This window comes from Mesorhizobium sp. WSM4815 (assembly GCF_055811575.1).
This window is the reverse complement of sequence record NZ_JBVVQS010000091.1, coordinates 140469-157860: the sequence shown is the minus strand read 5'-3', so window position 1 is coordinate 157860 and position 17392 is coordinate 140469. Positions and strand designations below refer to the sequence as shown.

The following is a 17392-nucleotide window of genomic DNA, read 5'->3' as shown; positions in this document are numbered from 1 at the left end:
CCGCCGCTCCGGCGCAACGACAGGACTTCCCATGACCGAAACCCTTCTCGTCACCGGCGCCTCCGGCCAGCTTGGCCGCGGCGTCATCCATCATCTGCTGGACACGCTCAAGGTTCCGCACGCACGGATCATCGCCGCCACCCGCAATCCGGAAAACCTCGCCGAGCTGGCAGCGCGCGGCGTCATCATCAGGCAAGCCGATTTCGATGACACGGCATCGCTTGTCGAAGCATTCAAGGGCGCCGACAGGATCCTGATCGTCTCGACCGGCGAGCTCGACCTTGGGGGCAAGCGCCTCAAGCAGCACGAAAATGCCGTCGCAGCCGCGCGGCAGGCCGGCGTTTCGCATCTGCTCTACACCTCGATGCCCAATCCTGAGCCGGGATCGCCAGTGCTGTTTGCGGGCGATCACTACGGTACCGAGCAGGCGATCAAGGCGAGCGGCATCCCCTACACGATTTTCCGCAACGGCTGGTATCAGGAGAACCTGTTCATGTCGCTGCCGCACGCCATTGCCTCGGGACACTGGTATACATCCGCGGCCGACGGCCGCATCGCCCATGGCGCCCGCGACGACATGGCCGCGGCGATCGCTGCCGGCCTTGCCTCGGGCGCCAGCGAAAGCACGACATACACGCTGACCGGTCCGCAGGCCCATACCGTCGCCGAGATCGCGGCCCTGGTGACCGACGTCACCGGCAAGCCGATCGAGGTCGTCCAGCTTTCGGACGAGGCGTTGACCGAGGGCCTGAAGGCTGCCGGCGTTCCCGAGGGCTTTGCCCCAATCGTCACGTCCTTCGACACCAACACGCGCTCCGGCCGCATCGGCATGGTGACCGACGCGATCGAGACACTGTCGGGCAGGAAGCCGCAATCGCTGAAGCAGTTTCTTGAAGCGAACAAGGCAGCGCTGGCCAGCTGAGCCAGAATAGAGTGCCGGACTTCCGAAGCCGGCGGGACAGCGCCCCCCTCTGTCCTGCCGGACATCTCCCCCACACGGGGGGAGATTGGCCGCCACCGAGGTTTTCGCCAATCTTCAAGCGTCGCAGGATGGCTGTAAGGCCGAAGCTGCCGATCTCCCCCCTTGTGGGGGAGATGTCCGGCAGGACAGAGGGGGGCGCGAAGGATCGCAACGGCTCAGTATTCGCGCCGCCCCTAAATCGCCACCTGCGTTCCGATCTCGACCACACGTCCGGTCGGGATCTGGAAATACTCCGTCGCATCGGCTGCCGTGCGCGCCAAGCCGATGAACAGCTTGTCCTGCCACACCGGCATGCCGGAGTTGGGTGACGCCTTGAGCGAGCGCCGCGACAGGAAGAAGGAGGTCGTCATGATGTCGAACTTCCAGCCCTGCTTGCGGCAGATCGCCAGCGCACGCGGAATGTTGGGCTGTTCCATGTAGCCGAAGGTCAGTGTCACCCGCATGAACAGATCGTTGATCGCTTCCATCTTGACCCGGTCACTGTCGGGCACGACAGGCTGCTGCGCCGTCACCACCGAGAGGATGACGTTCTGTTCGTGCAGCACCTTGTAGTGCTTCAGGCTGTGCATCAGCGCGGTCGGCGCGCTGACCGGATCGCTGGTCAGGAACACGGCCGTGCCGGACACCAGCTGCGGTTTCTTCTTCAACAAATTGGCGGCAAGGAAATCGAGCGGAATCTCGTTCCTGCGCGTCTTGTCGAACAGATAGCGGCTGCCGCGTATCCAGGTCCCCATGATCAACCCCATGATGCAGGCCACGGCGATTGAAACCCATCCGCCTTCCAAGAATTTCACGATATTCGCCAGGAAGAAGCCGGTGTCTATCGTGCCAAACAGCAGCGCCAGCGCCGCAGCCAACGCGGTCTGCCATTTCCATTGCCACCGCATCACCACGAACAGCAAGATCGTCGTCATCAGCATCTCGCCTGTCACCGAAATTCCATAGGCGGAAGCGAGCGAACTCGAACTGCCAAAGCCGACGACCAGCAGCATCACGCCGAGCGCGAGAAGGAGGTTCACGCGCGGCATGTAAATCTGGCCGAGTTGCATCTCGGAAGTATGCTGAACTTCGATTCTGGGCAGAAGATTGAGCTGCACCGCTTGCCGGGTCAGCGAAAACGCCCCGGAGATAACGGCTTGACTGGCGATGACAGTCGCTGCTGTTGCGAGCCCGACCATCGGTATCAGTGCCCAATCCGGCAGCATCTGGAAAAACGGATTGTCGGGCACGCCGCCATGGGCAAGAACGAACGCGCCTTGCCCAAAATAGCTGAGCAGCAGGCAGGGAAAGACGATCCAGAACCAGGCCAGCACGATTGGACGGCGACCGAAATGTCCGAGGTCGACGTAAAGCGCTTCGGCACCGGTAACCGCCAGAAAAACCGCGCCGACGGTGAGAAACGCGCCCGCTTTGGCCTCGGCAAGGTAGGCGACGGCATAGTAGGGGTTGATTGCCAAAAGCACCGACGGATCGTCGCTAATGTGCACCAATCCGGCAATGCCGATCGCCAGAAACCAGAGCGCTGTCACCGGCCCGAAAACCGAGGCCACTCTGCCGGTCCCGAAGCGCTGCACGGCAAACAGGACGGCAAGAATCACCAATGTAATGGGAACCACATATGGATCGAACGCCGGGGTCACGACGCTCAGCCCTTCCACCGCTGAAAGCACCGAAATGGCCGGCGTTATGATCGCGTCGCCGAAAAACAGTGCGGCTCCGCACAGACCGATGACAAGAATGATGCCGGAACCAGCCGGATAGGCTTTCCGGGCCAGCGCCATAAGCGACAGGGTACCGCCTTCACCCTTGTTATCCGCCCGAAGCACGAAGGCGACATACTTTATGGTCACGATAATCGTCAGTGCCCAGACGATCAGCGACAGAATGCCCAGAACGGCACTGCGCGGATCGGTGCCCGACGAAGCATGCAGTGCTTCGCGAAGCGCATAGATAGGGCTGGTGCCGATATCGCCATAGACCACGCCGAGGGCGCCCAGCATCAAGACCTTGGTGCTGTGCTTTTCGACCTCAGGATGGCTGGACTGTTCGACTGGTTCTGCCTCACTACCACTGTTGGTAAGGGCCATGGACGACACTCCGATAAGCGCGCGGTGCTCTACGCTTGCTGCGATGCAATATCAAGTGCCCCTACGTGATGGCTGCCATGTCCGCAAAGCGAGGCTTCCATCTCTACCACCCACAGGCCTTCAGAAATCTTTTGACCGTATTGGCCATGCCATACTCCAACGCATCGGCTGTCAACCCATGTCCGATCGACACTTCAGCCAATGCCGGGATGCGCTTTGCCAACGCCGGCAGGTTGCTCACCACCAAATCGTGGCCGGCATTGACCTGAAGCCCGGCGGCAAGTGCTGCATCCGCGGTTTTTCCCAATCTTTCCAGCTCATTCGCCGCTTTGGCCGAATCGGAATGAAAGCTGCCATACGGCCCCGTGTAGAGCTCGATCCGGTCGGCGCCGGTGTCGCGCGCGGCGTTCATGCCTGACGGATCCGGGTCGGAAAACAACGACACGCGAAAGCCTCCCTTTTTCAGCCGTTTGACGATCGGTGTCAGGAACGCCGCCTCGGCGGCAAAGTTCCAGCCATGGTCGGAGGTGGCCTGGGCAGGGTCGTCGGGCACCAGCGTCACCTGCTCCGGCTGGTGCTTTTCCACGAGCGCCAGGAAATCCTCGCTCGGATAGCCCTCAATGTTGAACTCCGCCTTGGGGAATTCGTCGTCGATCAGCGCCCTGATCTGCGGCAGGTCGGAATGCCTGGTGTGCCGCTCGTCGGGCCGCGGATGCACGGTCAGGCCATGCGCGCCCGCGGCCAGCGCCAGGCGCCCGAGCCCGATGAGGCTTGGCCACGGCAGGTCGCGCCGGTTGCGCAGCATGGCGATGGCATTGAGATTGACGGAGAGTTTTGCAGGCATGGCTTCTCGGGTCCGGATTAAATCGCGGCCATCTATACCGCCTTTGGCGGGAACAGACAGGGGGTTTGCGGTGTTCCAGAGGGACGTATAATATCCAGCAAGAGGAAGACCCGTGAATTATCTTGAAGACGTGCCGGCGGTTCGCCGCATCGACACCGACCGCGACGACCTGTTCGCCATCGACGTCGTCGGCCATGTCACGGCGGCCGATGCGGAAAACCTGTTCGGATTGCTGGAGGCGGCCTACGCGCTGCACCCGAAAATCGATGTGCTTGTGCGCCTGATCGACCATGAAGGCGTCGATTGGGCCGATGTGTCGGACGAAACGCTTGAACAGGGCACGGCCCATGCCGTGGAGCATGTCGGCCGCTGCGCTGCGGTCGGCGAGCCGAACTGGGTACCCAGCGCGCAGAGCTTGCTGCCTGCCTCCTCGCCTGTCGAGCTCAGGCATTTCGAGGCAAAGGACGAAGCATCCGCCTGGGAATGGCTCGACGCCACACCGCTGGCCCCACGCTGACGCAGGTCGACCCCGTGCCAGTCCCGGATTCCTGGTCCATGGGGGCTGCTCGACCGGCCTATCTGACGATCGTTAGCCGTTCCGCCGCGCGCGTGATTGCCGTGTAGAGCCAGCGCTGGCGGGTTTCCTTGAACGCCCAGCTTTCGTCGAACAGCACGATCTCGTTCCACTGAGAGCCTTGCGCCTTGTGCACGGTCAGCGCGTAGCCATAGTCGAAATCGTCGAAGCGTTTTTTCTGCTGCCAGGGAATGTCGGCGTCCGGGTCCTCGAACGCCGCTTTGAGCAGCTTGATCTTGGCGACGCCGCGGTCCGGATCGTCCTCTTCCGGGGAGACCAGCAGATTGATGCCGGGTTTCACCGTCTCGCGCGACGAGGTCATCACCTTCCACAGCGAACCGTTGAGCAGTCCCTTGGCCGGGTCGTTGCGCAGGCAGACGAGCTTGTCGCCGGCCTGTGGATAGTCGGCATTGAACCCCTTCAGCTCGCGCAACCGCTGATTGTAGCGGCGCCGCGTCCTGTTGGTGCCGACCAGCACCTGGTCCGCCTTCAGCACCAGCTCCTGGGTGACGTCTTCCTTGCCGATCACCTGCGCCGCGCCATAGTCGCCGCGCATGAATTCGCGACCCTCGCGCACGTCGAGCGCCAGCCGGATGATCGGGTTGTCGCGCGCCTGCCGGTGGATCTCGGTGAGCAGAATATCCGGTTCATGCTCGGTGAAGAAGCCGCCGCCCGAGATCGGCGGCAACTGGCCGGGATCGCCGAGAACCAGGATTGGCGTGCCGAAACTCAACAGGTCGCGGCCAAGCTGCTCGTCGACCATCGAGCATTCGTCGATGACGACGAGCTTGGCCCGCGAGATCGGGCTTTGCCGGTTGAGCGAAAAGGTCGGCGACATCGAAGTCTTGCCGGTCACCTCGTCCGAAACCGTCTCCTCGCCCTTCGGCCGATAGATCAGCGAATGGATGGTGCGGGCATTGACCGCGCCCTTGGAACGCAGCACCTGCGCCGCCTTGCCGGTGAAGGCGGCGAACTGCACCTGGCCGTCGACATGCTCGGCGAAATAGCGCGCCAGCGTCGTCTTGCCGGTGCCGGCATAGCCGAACAGCCGGAACAGCTGCGGCTTTCCGGTCTTGAGCCAGGTGGCGACCGCCTTCAGCGCATCGTCCTGTTGAGGAGAGAATTCCATCAGCGCGAGAGACCGGATTCGCGAGGGAAAGACAAGGCGCAACGATCATCGGCGGCGGGCCGCACCGCTTCCAATGGCGCAAGTTATCAGGCAGAAGACGGAACCTAAAGAGAACGAAGTCGAGCCGCCACGACCTTGTGGTGAAAACCTGACGCTTAGTACCCGATACAGACTTCGGTTTTAGGTGGAAGCGGAAGCTGGCCGACAGAGCGGCGAAAGTCTGCTTGGTGCTGCCACGAGCTGCCCTTAATCCGAAGGTAGCTCGTGACGTTTCATCATGCCCTCTCCGCGATTTTGGGGTAGATTGAAGACCTTAGCGTTCTGGTCGCCACGAACCCGGGAGAGGGCCATGGACATTGGCGCGTGGCTGCGCGATCTGGGGCTGGGACAGTACGAACAGGCGTTCCGCGAGAACGACATCGATGGCGACGTCCTAGCCGACCTCACCGCCGATGATCTGAGCGGACTTGGCGTCGTCTCGATCGGCCACCGCCGCAAGTTGCTCGCCGCCATCGCCGCCGTGCGCGCGGGCTCGCCTCCAGCCATGTCCCCATCCATCCAGCCACAGAGCACGATCTCCGGGACAGTGGCCCTGCCGTCCCCTGAGGCGGAGCGGCGCCAACTTAGTGTGATGTTCGTCGACCTCGTCGGCTCCACGGCGCTCGCCGCGCACCTGGACCCCGAGGACATGCGCGAGGTGATCGGGACCTACCACCGCCGCATTGCCGAGACGGTTGGTCGCTTCGGCGGCTTCGTCGCGAAGTACATGGGCGATGGAGTCCTGGTCTATTTCGGCTGGCCCCAGGCCGACGAGGCCGATGCCGAGCGCGCAGTACGCGCCGCCTTGGCCACGCTGGAAGCGGTTGGCCAGATTGCGCCCGCCGATGAGCGGTTGTCCGCACGCGTCGGCATCGCCAGTGGCCTCGCCGTCGTGGGCGACCTGCTGGGGGCCGGGGCCGCACAGGAGCAGGCTGTAATCGGTGAGACCCCGAACGTTGCCGCGCGGCTACAATCCCTTGCTGATCCTGGATGCGCAGTGATCGACGCAGAAACACGGCGGCGCATCGGCGGCCTGTTCGAGTGCCGCGAGCTTGGTTCGGTTCACCTCAAAGGGCTAACCGGCCCTGTCCGCACCTGGCAGGTGCTTGGCGAGGCCATGGTTCAGAGCCGCTTCGACGCGATGCATCCGGCCGCCCTCACGCCGCTGGTCGGGCGCGATGACGAGCTCGATCTGCTGCTGCGCCGCTGGCGGCAGGCGAAGGGCGGCGAAGGGCAGGTCGTGCTCATCGCCGGCGAGCCCGGCATCGGCAAGTCCCGCCTGATCGCTGCGCTTGAGGAGCACGTAGCTGGAAAGGTGCATCTCAAACTCAAGTACTTCTGCTCGCCCCATCACCGTGAGAGCGCCCTCCAACCGATCATCGCACGCTGGAAGAACGAGGTAGGCTTCGTGGACGGCGAGCCTGCGGAGGCTCGGCTCGTCAAGCTGGAAACCCTGCTACACCCACTCGCCGCCTCGCATGAGCTGGCGCTCATTGCCGAGATGCTCGGCGTGCCGGGTGGCGAGCGGTACCCGCCACTGGCTCTCAGCCCGGAGCGCAAGAAGGAGCAGACCTTCGGGGCACTGCTTCACATCCTCGATGAACGGGCCCGCCGATCCCCCGTGCTGATGCTGTTCGAGGACGTGCATTGGGCCGATCCAAGCTCGCTGGAGCTGTTGGACAGGTTGATCATGCGCTTGGCCTCGCTGCCAGTGCTGGTGGTCATCTCCTTCCGGCCGGAGTTTGAGGCGCCCTGGGTCGGTCTGGCGGGCGTGACCTTGATGGCGCTGAGCCGTCTCAGTCCGCGTCAAGCCGCGACGCTCGCCTCTCAGGTGGTCGTGGGCCAAGCATTACCGGCCGGAATGCTGGATCGGATCGTGGCGCAGACCGACGGTGTGCCCCTGTTCATCGAGGAATTGACCAAAGCCGTGCTGGAGAGTGCCAGCCAGCCCGATGCTGCTGTCTCGGCGCTTCCGATCCCGAGCACTTTGCAGGCTTCACTGACCGCTCGGCTGGATCGGCTGCCGGCCGCCAAGCAGGTGGCGCAGATCGGCGCGGCACTCGGCCGGGAGTTCAACCATGAGCTGCTGGCCGCCGTGGCGGGACTACCCGAGGCAGCGTTGGCGCAGGGACTGGACGAGCTCGTCAATTCTGGTCTCGCGTTCCGGCGCGGCACGCCGCCCGAGGCGACCTACACGTTCAAGCACGCGCTCGTGCAGGACACCGCCTACGTGAGCCTCCTGCGTGGCACACGCCAGAAGTTGCACGCCCGGATCGCCCAGGTACTGGAAGAGCGCTGGCCGGAGGTGGTCGAAACCCAACCTGAGCTGCTGGCCCATCACTTTACCCAGGCGGAACTGACCGAGCGGGCTGCGGACTACTGGCAGCGGGCCGGGGAACGCACCTTCCGGCGCTCGGCCGTTGCGGAAGCCATCGGCCATCTCACCCGGAGCATTGACCTCGTGCGGACCTTGCCCGAGAGCCGCGCCCGGGCAGAGCGCGAACTTCATCTTCAGACTATGCTTGGTCAGGCGTGCATTGCCCGGTACGGCCACGCAGCACCTGAGACCGCCTCCGCTTTCGCCCGGGCGCAGGAATTGGTAGAGGCCGTAGGCGACGCATCACAACAGTTTCCTGTGCTGTATGGGTTCTGGGCTGTCCAATTCGTACGCATGGCGCTTCCCGAGCAGCAGAAGCTGGCCAGGCAAATTCTCGCCTTGGCCGAGCTGCACCCAGACCCGGAGCGGCTGTGCTTGGCGCACCGAATGTGCGGCGCGACAGATGAGGTGGGGGGCGAGTTGCTCGCCGCCCGCGAGCACCTCGAGTGTGCCGTTGCGCTGTACCACCCGGAACGGCATGGTTCGACGGCCTTTGTTTTTGGCCAGGACCTTGGCGTGTCCGCGCTCGCCCACCTGACCTGGGTGCTGTGGCTGCTGGGCTACCCGGATCAGGCATCCCGCCGACAAGCCGAGGGATTGGCCGTAGCCCACCGGGTCGGCCATAAGAACACCCTCGGGTTTGCCCTGATGTACAGCGCGCTGGTGGGGGCTTTCGGCCGCGACGACAGCGCGGCCGCGGGGCATGCGGCGGCGTTGCTGGAGCTGGCCCGGGAACACAAGTTGGATCTATGGGCCGCCAGCGCGACGGTGGTCCAGGGCTGGGCCATGGCTCGTCACGGTCAGGAGGCCGCCGGGATAGAAGCGATCCAGCGCGGGCTTGCGGATTGGGGGAAGAGCGGCGCGGCGTGGATGCGTCCGTTCTTCCTGGGCCTGCTGGCCGAGGCTTGTGCCCTCTCGGGGGACATGCAACGGGGGCTCGGTGCACTGGATGAGGCTCTGGCAGTGGTCGAGGGGACAGGGGAGCGTTGGCCGGAGGCCGAACTGTATTGCTTGCGCGGGCAGCTTCTGGCAGCCCTACCGGACGGAAGACCAGATGAGGCGAGCGCCGCATTTGAGCACGCGATCGAAATCGCCCGGCGTCAATCCGCGAAGTCCTGGGAGTTGCGTGCGGCCACCGGTCTTGCCCGGCTGTGGCGCGACCAAGGCAAGCCTGCCGATGCCCACACCCTGCTCGTGCCCGTGAATGAGTGGTTCTCCGAGGGCTTCGAGACCCCCGACCTGAGAGAAGCCAAGGCGTTTCTCGACACCCTGAGGTGACTCAAGTCAGCTCGATGTCACTAGGGGTGGAGGCAAACTGACTAAATGCCCGCATCGGGCTCAAACCTGTTATGAGGGGTCGAAACCGGAATTTCGGCTCCGGTGCCAAGCGTCAGATTTTCACCACGTGGATGGAATCTAACACTTGATGCCCACGTTTGACGGCGGCGATGATTTTGTCGGGGTCGGCGGTCCAAGTGAACGGTTTGGGTTGCTGATTGTGTTCTGCGAGGTAGCGGTTGATGGCAGCCCGGAGGTCGACGACAGAGTGGAAGACGCCGCGCTTGAGGCGCCGCTTCGACAGTTTAGCGAAGAAGCCCTCGACCGCGTTGAGCCACGAGCACGAGGTTGGCGTGAAGTGGTAGGTGAAACGCAGATGGCGGTCGAGCCAGGCACGCACCTTAGGATGCTTGTGGGCGGCGTAGTTGTCGATGACGACGTGGATGGCCTTGCTGGCCGGCATCGATGGCGTTGAGGAAGCGGATGAACTCCTGGCGACGATGTCGCTGCATGTTCCTGCCGATGACTGTGCCGTCGAGCACGTTGAGGGCGGCAACAGAGTGGTTGTCGTGGGTCATGGTGCCGAGCCTTCCTTCTTCATGGGCAGGGCGGGCTGCGTACGGTAGAGTGCCTGGATCTGGCTCTTCTCGTCGACAGACAGCACGATGGCGTGGGCTGGCGGGTCGACATAGAGGCCGACGACGTCACGCAGCTTGTCGACGAACTGTGGATCGTTGGACAGCTTGAACTGCCGCCAGCGGTGCGGCTGAAGGCCGTGCGCCTTCCAGATGCGGCGTACCGCGCTGGCGCTGATGCCGGCGGCTTCGGCCATCATATCGGCGGTCCAGTGCGTGGTTTCGCCAAGTGGGTCCTGCAACGTCAGCGCCGCCACGCGCTCCGCCACTTCGGGACTGAGAGGCGGAATGCGCGATGGCCGCGTCTTGTCGCGCAACAGTCCTTCGAAGCCTGCCGCGGCGAAGCGCTCCTGCCAGCGCCACACGCAGGTCTTCGACTTGCCGGTCTGGCGCATGATCTCGACGGTACCGGCGCTGTCGGCACTCAGTAGCATGATCTCGGCGCGCCAGACGTGCTTCTGCGGCGCATTGCGGTCTTTGACGACAGCCATCAGTCGCTAGCGATCGGTCGGCGAAACGGTGAAGGATATTCCTGTGCGCATGCGCCAGACTCGCATGCGCTTTCGCCAAAGGGAATCCAAGCCGGACTCTTATGTTAGGCCGATACCACTAGCCGGTCGGGCCGCCACGACCTTCGGTCGGGCTGGGATCGTTCTCGAGCAGGATCGGCTTGCCATGCGGCGTCCCATGCGCTGCGCGTTCCCAGGCGGCAGCGAGCGCATCGATGTCGCGCTTGCCGGCAACTCCTTTGGCCGACAGCAAATTTTCCAGCGCCGCCAGCCAGTGCTCGTAATAATCGTGGCCATCGCTGGCGGCATCAGGCTGCTTGACCTCGGCGGACAGGGCGTCCGCCCATTCGCTCCAGGAAAACAGGCCCTTGTCGTGCAGCGCAACCGTCATGGCGAAGGCTTCCGCCTGCCACGGTTCGGCGAATACCGGCGCCTCGACGCCGGCAGGCAGCGTGGCGGTGCCTGACTTCGCCTCACGCCGGCTCAAGATAGCTCTCCCAGGCGTCGATCGACACGCTCAGCGCCGGGTCGGCGCCCTCGCCCCAGATCTCGGCGCCGTCAAAAACCACCGTATAGACCCATTGCGGGTTTTCGCCCTGGCCATGTGCATTGGTGTCGGGGAAGACAAATCCGTCGCGCACCGCCTCGATCGTTCCCTGCTTGCCGCGTGCGTAGCGTGGCAGCCTTGTGTGGCCGGTCGGATGGAAATTCTTCGTGCGCACTATATCGCCTGCCTTGAACCGGGCCGGCGCGGCGATCGGCCGGTCGCATGGGCCGCCCTTGGCCAACACTGCCGGCACGTTTTCGGCCTTCAGCACCCGCTTTGGCGTCGCGGCAGGGTCGACCGCCTTGCCCGCGGCCAGATCGCGGTCGCTGACAAAACCATGTCGCTTCAGCAAGGTTTCGAGCGCCTTGATCCAGATCTCGTAGTAGCTGGAGCCATAATAGTCGGCGGGATGCAGCAATTCCCGCGCATGCCGGCTCTCGTCGATGGTCCAGGCGCCCATGGCGCCCGCGCACAACGTCACGCCAAGCGCCCGCCTTTCCCAGGCGGCATGGAAACAGGGCTCGTCCTTTTCGGGTGCGACCGGCCCAAACCCCATCTGCCCGCCGAGATCCTGCGGCCCGTTCATGCCGGCTCCCGCGCCAGTCCGGTGCCGATCATCGCGTCGCGCGTCACCAGATCCGCCAGCCGCTCCTCGCTCCAGCTGTCGGTGCCCTTCGGCCGCATCGGCACGACCAGGTAACGCAGCTCGGCGGTCGAATCCCACACCCGGATCTTTGTCGTTGCCGGCAAGGTCAGCCCGAATTCCTCGAGCACGCTGCGCGGATCGATGACCGCGCGCGAACGATAGGGCGGCGCCTTGTACCAGACCGGCGGCAGGCCGAGCACCGACCACGGGTAGCAGGAGCACAGCGTGCAGACGACGAGGTTGTGCGTGTCCGCCGTGTTGAACACGGACTGCATGTGCTCGCCCTGCCGGCCGGTGTAGCCGAGCGAGCCGATCGCCGCCGTCGCGTCGCGTTTCAGCAAAACGGCAAAGTCCGGCTCGACCCACGCCTTCGCCACCACCTTGGCGCCGTTGCGCGGACCGATCTTTGTCTCATAGGTGTCGACGATCACGTCGATCGCGGCCGGATCGATCAGCCCTTTCTGGGTGAGGATCGTCTCCAGTGCGCGCACCCGGGCGGCAAAAGGATCAAGCTCGTTGTCGTGGTCGTGGGACATGGCCGTAAATTACGGCTGCAAGCGTTCCACCGCAAGCGCCACGGCTTGGGCCAGCCCGTCGCCTTCTATTCGGCCGCCGCCTTGTGCGGCTCGCCCTGCAACGCTTCTCCGTTCTCGAACAGCGACGGCTGGTCGACGGCCTCGACAGGTGGCTGCTCGTGCCGGCGCTTCGGCCACAGCCCGACAAGCCAGCCCGAAAAATGCTCCATGTAGACATAGATGACCGGCGTGACGAACAGCGTCAGCGCTTGCGAAGCGACGAGGCCGCCGACCACCGCCACGCCGAGCGGCTGGCGCAGTTCGGCGCTGGCGCCGGTGCCGAGCGCGATCGGGATCGTGCCCATCAGTGCCGCCAGCGTCGTCATCATGATCGGCCGGAAGCGCATCAGGCAGGCCTTGTGAATGGACTCGAGCGGCGACATCCCCTCGCGCCTGAGTTCGAGCGCGACGTCGATCATCATGATGCCGTTCTTCTTGACGATGCCGATCAGCATCAGGATACCGATGACCGCGATCACCGACAGGTCCATCCCCGCAAGCCGCAGTGCAACAAGCGCGCCGAGCACCGCCGACGGCAGTCCAGTCAGGATGGTGAGCGGATGGATAAAACTCTCGTAGAGGATGCCGAGGACGATATAGATGGTCAGGATCGCGCCGGCGATCAGCAGGCCCAGGTTCGCAAGCGAGTCCTGAAAAGTTTTCGCCGTGCCCGAAAAAGTGGTCGAGATCGTCGCCGGCATGCCGATCTTCTCCTTCAGCGCATCGATGCGGCTCACGCTGTCGCCGAGCGCGACGCCCTGCGGCAGATTGTAGGAAATGGTCACCGCCGGAAGCTGGCCGAGCTGATTGACGGTCAAGGCGCCGGCGGTCCGATCGACGCGGGCAAAGGCACCGAGCGGCACCAGGCTGCCGCTGGCCGTCCTTACCTTGATCGCCAGCATCCTTTCCGGCGACCACTCGATCCTCGGGTCGAGTTCCATGATCACCTCGTAGCTGTCGGCTGAACCGAAGATGGTCGAGACCTGCTCGGTGCCGAACCCGCCATAGAGGCTGGAGCGCAACGTATCGGTGTCGACGCCGAGCGTCGCCGCCTTGTCGCGGTCGACCACCAGCGACGCCTGCAGGGCGTTGTTCTGCAAGTCATTGGTAACGTCGGTGAAGGCGCTACGGTCGGCGGCCATCGCGTCGGTGAGCTTCTGCGCCCAGCTGTCCGCCGCGTCGATGTCGAGGCCCTGCACGACGAGCTGATAGGCGCTGGCCGAAGCGCGCGCGCCGAGCCGCAGGTTCTGCACCGGCTGCATGAAGGTTTCGATGCCGGGGACATTGGCCAGCTGCCGCCGCAGATCCGAGAGCACCTTGTCGATGTCGGGGCGCTGGTCCTTGTCCTTCAATTGCACATAGAGCCGGCCCTGGTTGAGTGCGTTGTCGCCGCTGCCCACCGACCACCCGACATGCGAGACATAGGGTGAATGGGTAAAGACATCAGCCACTTGCCCCTGCAGCTTCACCATGGCGTCGAACGAGATGTCCTGGCGCGCGGTGGTCGTCACCGAAATCTGGCCGATATCCTCCTGCGGAAAGAAGCCCTTCGGCGAGGTCTGGATCAGCCAGGCCGACAGTGCGGCCGTGCCAACGAAGACGAGAAGAACCAGGAAACTGTGCCGCAGGCAAAAGGTCAGCAGCCTGTCATAACCCAGCATGAAGAAATTATGCCTGTGACCTTCGCCCTGCGCCGCTTCGCGCTCGGCCTTCGAAACCGACAAGAGCCGCGAGCACAGCATCGGCGTCAGCGTCAGCGACACGAACATCGAGGCCAGGATGGCGACCGTCACCACCACCGCGAATTCGTTGAAGATGCGGCCGATCACGCCGCCCATCAAAAGCACGGGGATGAACACAGCGACCAGCGAGATCGAGATTGAGATGATGGTGAAGCCGATTTCACGCGCCCCCTTGAGCGCCGCGTCGAAGGCCGAGAGACCCTCCTCCTCCATGTGGCGAAAAATGTTCTCCAGCATGACGATCGCGTCGTCGACGACAAGGCCGACCGCCAGCGTCAGCCCCATCAGCGAGATGTTGTCGATGGAAAAGCCGAACAGGAACATGGCGCCGAGCGTGGCGATCAGCGAGATCGGCACCGCCACCGCCGGGATGATCGTCGCCGTTGCCCGGCGCAGGAACAGGAAGATCACCATCACCACCAGCGCGATGGTCAGCAGCAGCGTGAACTGCACGTCGTCGACCGCCTCGCGGATCGACGTCGAGCGGTCATTGAGCAACCGGATGCTGGCCGCCGCCGGCATCTGATCCTGGAAGGACGGCAGCATCGCCTTGACCCGGTCGACGACGTCGACGGTGTTGGCATCGGGCTGGCGCTGCACCGCCATGATGATCGCGCGGGTGCCGTCGTACCAGCTTGCCGTCGTCGTGGTCTCGACCGAATCGATGACGCGGGTCACCTCGCCGAGCCGCACCGGGCGGCCGTTCCTGGTGGCAATGATGATGTTGGAGAATCCCGCCGCGTTGTTCAGTTGGGTATTGGCGGTGATCGTCAGTTGCTGCTTGTCGTTTTGCAGCACGCCGAGCGGCGTGTTGCTGTTGGCCGAGGCGATCGCCGTCTGCAACTGGTCGATCGAGATACCGCGTGCAGCGAGCGCCGTCGGATCGATCTGGACGCGCACCGCGTATTTCTGCTGGCCGAAGATCGAGACCTGCGCCACGCCTTCGATCGTCGACAGCGACGGCGAGATCACATTCTCGGCAAAGGCATCGAGATCTGTCAGCGGAACCGTATCGCTGACCAGCGACATCAGCAGGATCGGCGCATCGGCCGGATTGACCTTGCGATAGCTCGGCGGGCTGGTCATCTCGGGCGGCAATTGCCGCTGCGTTCGCGCGATCGCCGCCTGCACGTCGGCGGCGGCCGCATCGATATCGCGGTTGAGCACGAACTGGATGGCGATCGAGGTCGAGCCGAGCGCGTTGGTGGTCGAGATCGAATCGATACCGGCGATGGTGGTGAACTGCTTGATCAGCGGCGTTGCCACCGAGGTCGCCATGGTTTCCGGCGAGGCGCCGGGCAGCGAGGCCGAGACGTTGACCACCGGAAACTCGGCGCTCGGCAGAGCGGCCACCGGCAGGAACTTGTAAGCGAACAGCCCGCCCAGCACGAGCGCAAACGACATGAGCAGGGTGGCGACAGGCCTGCGGATGCAGAATTCGGAGATCATGGCCGCGTCCCGCCCGCCTTGCCAGCCTCGGCAACCCTGGGAGACGCCAGATCACCGGCCTCGCCTTCGCGGACCGGCGCGCCGTCCTTCAGCTTTGCCTGGCCTTCGACGACGACATTTTCGCCGCTTTTCAGCCCCTTGCCGATAGCGCTGTTGTCGCCTTCGGTCAGTGCGACCTGGACGGGCCGCACCTCCACCGTGTTGTCGGGCTTGATCACATAGACGAACGGCCCCTTCTGGCTAGGCTGCACCGCAACCGTGGGAACCGACGTCATTTGCGGCATGATGCCGGCATCGAGCACGACATTGACATACTGGCCCGGCCACAGCGAAAGATCGGGGTTGGGCACGCTGGCCCGCGTTGCGATCGTGCCGGAGGCGGTGTCGACGCTGGAATCGACGAAATCGAGGGTCCCCTTGCCGATCGGGGTCGGGTCGCCGTCCCTGGTCAGCGTGACTGCGGCTTGCCTTGGCGCCGCCAGCGCCTTGTGCAAAAGGGCAAGATCGCTTTCCGGAAGATTGAAGTCCACCCGCAGCGGGTCCATCTGGGTGATGGTCACCAGCGGGGCCGACGTGCTGCTGCCGCTGTTGGTGGTGACGAGATCGCCGATCGCGACGCTGATCGCACCCAGCCTGCCGGAAATCGGCGCCGTGATCGTGGCAAAGTCGAGTTGGACCTCGTCCGCTTCGATCGTTGCTCTGTCGGCATCGACCGTGGCCGCGGCGGACTTCTGCGCGGCGATCGCCTGGTCATATGTCTGTTGCGTGCCGGCCTGCCTGGCGACAAGAGCCTTGGCACGCTCAAGATCGGCCGTCGCACTGGCAAGCAGCGCCTGGTCCTTGGCGAGCGTCGCCTGGTCACGGGCCAATTGCGCCTTCAGCGCGCGGTCGTCCAGCGAGAACAGAAGGTCGCCGGACTTCACCATCTGCCCGTCCTTGACGGCGATCGATGTGATCTGGCTCGAGATCCGCGCATTCACGCTGACCACGGCGGGCGAGGATACAAAGCCGATGGCGTAGCGCCGGATCGGGAAATCAGCCGTCGAAGCGGTGGCGGCAACCACCGCGGTCGCACGTGCGGCATTCGCGGGTTTGTCAGGCGCCTGACCCGCTGACAGCATCTGCCGGACCTTGTCCGTTGCCGCGGGCGAAAGATAGAGCCCAGCCGTGACAAGGCAGGCGACCGCAAGCATCGCAAGCACGATCTTTCCACGCATCGTCAAGGACCTTCCATCGACACGCCGTGGTTCGGTGGTCATGTCTGGGTATAACTCGCAGCCTCGTGCCGCGCTTTCACCAAATAGATAGAGGGCGCCGAGGGCAAAAAAGGGCCAAAACCCGGGATTACGAAGATTTAATGTGCAGTGCACAATAAAACGGCAGCTACCGCAGCATCGGCCACAGTGTCGCTGCCAGCAGCACGCCCATGGCGATGTTGAACCATTTCAGTCGCACCGGGTCCGACAGAAAACCGCAGCGCCGTGCCGAAACCTGCCCACACCGAAACGCTCGGCAGGTTGACGACGGTGAAGGCTATCGAAACCAGCGCCACCGACAGAAACGGATGCTCCGGAACGGCATAGACGGCCATGGCGGTGATTGCCATCACCCACGCCTTGGGATTGACCCACTGGAACGCTGCCGCATCGATGAAGCGCATCGGTCGCGCCTTGGCCTCGCCCTTGCTGCTGAGCGAACGCGACATGGCGATCTTCCAGGCGAGATAGAGCAGATAAACGCCGCCAGCGATCTTCAATGCAGTGTCGAGAACCGGAAACGCAATCAGCACCGCGCCAAGACCGAAGCCGACGGCAAGCAACAGCACGAGGAAGCCGATGCTGATGCCCAGCATGTGCGGAATGGTTTTGGCAAAACCGAAATTCACGCCGGAAGCCAGAAGCATGAAGTTGTTCGGACCCGGTGTGATCGAAGTCACGAAGGCATAGACCAGCAGAGCAAGGAACGCATCGAGGGTCATT

General features: G+C 63.8%; 11 protein-coding genes and 2 pseudogenes. 3 read left to right on the top strand and 10 right to left on the bottom strand.

From position 1 onward, the window contains the following. Nucleotides 1-31: 31 nt before the first annotated feature. On the top strand, nucleotides 32-922 hold the full coding sequence (locus tag AC0L2B_RS14100; RefSeq protein WP_473745752.1) for an SDR family oxidoreductase: 891 nt from the start codon (nucleotides 32-34) through the stop codon (nucleotides 920-922). A gap of 233 nt (nucleotides 923-1155) precedes the next feature. Here the strand turns inward: AC0L2B_RS14100 and AC0L2B_RS14095 are convergent, their stop codons facing one another. Both AC0L2B_RS14095 and AC0L2B_RS14090 read right to left on the bottom strand, forming a co-directional pair. Beyond that, complete coding sequence (locus AC0L2B_RS14095; protein WP_473745751.1) at nucleotides 1156-3069, bottom strand: potassium transporter Kup; 1914 nt, start codon at nucleotides 3067-3069, stop codon at nucleotides 1156-1158. Nucleotides 3070-3172: 103 nt separating this feature from the next. Beyond that, nucleotides 3173-3913 (bottom strand): pyridoxine 5'-phosphate synthase, encoded by a 741-nt coding sequence (locus AC0L2B_RS14090; RefSeq protein WP_473745749.1) that lies wholly within the window; start codon nucleotides 3911-3913, stop codon nucleotides 3173-3175. Nucleotides 3914-4025: 112 nt separating this feature from the next. Between AC0L2B_RS14090 and AC0L2B_RS14085 the strand changes: the two genes are divergently transcribed. Beyond that, complete coding sequence (locus tag AC0L2B_RS14085) at nucleotides 4026-4430, top strand: SpoIIAA family protein (RefSeq protein ID WP_473745748.1); 405 nt, start codon at nucleotides 4026-4028, stop codon at nucleotides 4428-4430. Between the two features lie 58 nt (nucleotides 4431-4488). On the opposite strand, the gene AC0L2B_RS14080 is transcribed toward AC0L2B_RS14085, so the two are convergent. Continuing rightward, the gene (locus tag AC0L2B_RS14080; protein WP_473491388.1) at nucleotides 4489-5616 is read right to left on the bottom strand and encodes an ATP-dependent DNA helicase; all 1128 of its coding nucleotides are present in this window, start codon (nucleotides 5614-5616) and stop codon (nucleotides 4489-4491) included. 349 nt (nucleotides 5617-5965) lie between these two features. Between AC0L2B_RS14080 and AC0L2B_RS14075 the strand changes: the two genes are divergently transcribed. Next, nucleotides 5966-9310 carry an AAA family ATPase gene (locus AC0L2B_RS14075; RefSeq protein WP_473745747.1) on the top strand — a complete coding sequence of 1115 codons (3345 nt, stop codon included), beginning with the start codon at nucleotides 5966-5968 and terminating at the stop codon, nucleotides 9308-9310. Between the two features lie 112 nt (nucleotides 9311-9422). Here AC0L2B_RS14075 and AC0L2B_RS14070 read toward each other — a convergent pair. From AC0L2B_RS14070 to AC0L2B_RS14040, 7 genes and pseudogenes are all read right to left on the bottom strand, one after another. After that, nucleotides 9423-10436, bottom strand: a pseudogene (locus AC0L2B_RS14070) (IS630 family transposase). 118 nt (nucleotides 10437-10554) lie between these two features. Further along, nucleotides 10555-10941 carry a nitrile hydratase accessory protein gene (locus tag AC0L2B_RS14065; RefSeq protein ID WP_473745746.1) on the bottom strand — a complete coding sequence of 129 codons (387 nt, stop codon included), beginning with the start codon at nucleotides 10939-10941 and terminating at the stop codon, nucleotides 10555-10557. After that, complete coding sequence (nthB, locus tag AC0L2B_RS14060; protein WP_473745745.1) at nucleotides 10928-11587, bottom strand: nitrile hydratase subunit beta; 660 nt, start codon at nucleotides 11585-11587, stop codon at nucleotides 10928-10930. The genes AC0L2B_RS14065 and nthB overlap by 14 nt, the downstream gene beginning before the upstream one ends. Next, nucleotides 11584-12183: a nitrile hydratase subunit alpha gene (gene nthA, locus AC0L2B_RS14055; RefSeq protein WP_473745744.1), complete on the bottom strand. Its 600-nt coding sequence runs from the start codon at nucleotides 12181-12183 to the stop codon at nucleotides 11584-11586. Before nthA ends, nthB begins: the two co-directional genes overlap by 4 nt. A gap of 65 nt (nucleotides 12184-12248) precedes the next feature. After that, nucleotides 12249-15413, bottom strand: a complete 3165-nt coding sequence (locus AC0L2B_RS14050; RefSeq protein ID WP_473745743.1) for an efflux RND transporter permease subunit — start codon at nucleotides 15411-15413, stop codon at nucleotides 12249-12251. Next, nucleotides 15410-16630: an efflux RND transporter periplasmic adaptor subunit gene (locus tag AC0L2B_RS14045; RefSeq protein WP_473745742.1), complete on the bottom strand. Its 1221-nt coding sequence runs from the start codon at nucleotides 16628-16630 to the stop codon at nucleotides 15410-15412. The genes AC0L2B_RS14050 and AC0L2B_RS14045 overlap by 4 nt, the downstream gene beginning before the upstream one ends. Nucleotides 16631-16796: 166 nt before the next feature. Next, nucleotides 16797-17391 (bottom strand): annotated as a pseudogene (locus tag AC0L2B_RS14040) (LysE family translocator). Nucleotide 17392 lies beyond the last annotated feature (1 nt).

Coding starts and splice junctions, on each gene's coding strand:
- AC0L2B_RS14100 (WP_473745752.1), top strand. CDS start 32: ATGACCGAAACCCTTCTCGTCACCGGCGCCTCCGGCCAGCTTGGCCGC.
- AC0L2B_RS14095 (WP_473745751.1), bottom strand. CDS start 3,069: ATGGCCCTTACCAACAGTGGTAGTGAGGCAGAACCAGTCGAACAGTCC.
- AC0L2B_RS14090 (WP_473745749.1), bottom strand. CDS start 3,913: ATGCCTGCAAAACTCTCCGTCAATCTCAATGCCATCGCCATGCTGCGC.
- AC0L2B_RS14080 (WP_473491388.1), bottom strand. CDS start 5,616: ATGGAATTCTCTCCTCAACAGGACGATGCGCTGAAGGCGGTCGCCACC.
- AC0L2B_RS14075 (WP_473745747.1), top strand. CDS start 5,966: ATGGACATTGGCGCGTGGCTGCGCGATCTGGGGCTGGGACAGTACGAA.
- nthB (WP_473745745.1), bottom strand. CDS start 11,587: ATGAACGGGCCGCAGGATCTCGGCGGGCAGATGGGGTTTGGGCCGGTC.
- nthA (WP_473745744.1), bottom strand. CDS start 12,183: ATGTCCCACGACCACGACAACGAGCTTGATCCTTTTGCCGCCCGGGTG.
- AC0L2B_RS14050 (WP_473745743.1), bottom strand. CDS start 15,413: ATGATCTCCGAATTCTGCATCCGCAGGCCTGTCGCCACCCTGCTCATG.
- AC0L2B_RS14045 (WP_473745742.1), bottom strand. CDS start 16,630: ATGCGTGGAAAGATCGTGCTTGCGATGCTTGCGGTCGCCTGCCTTGTC.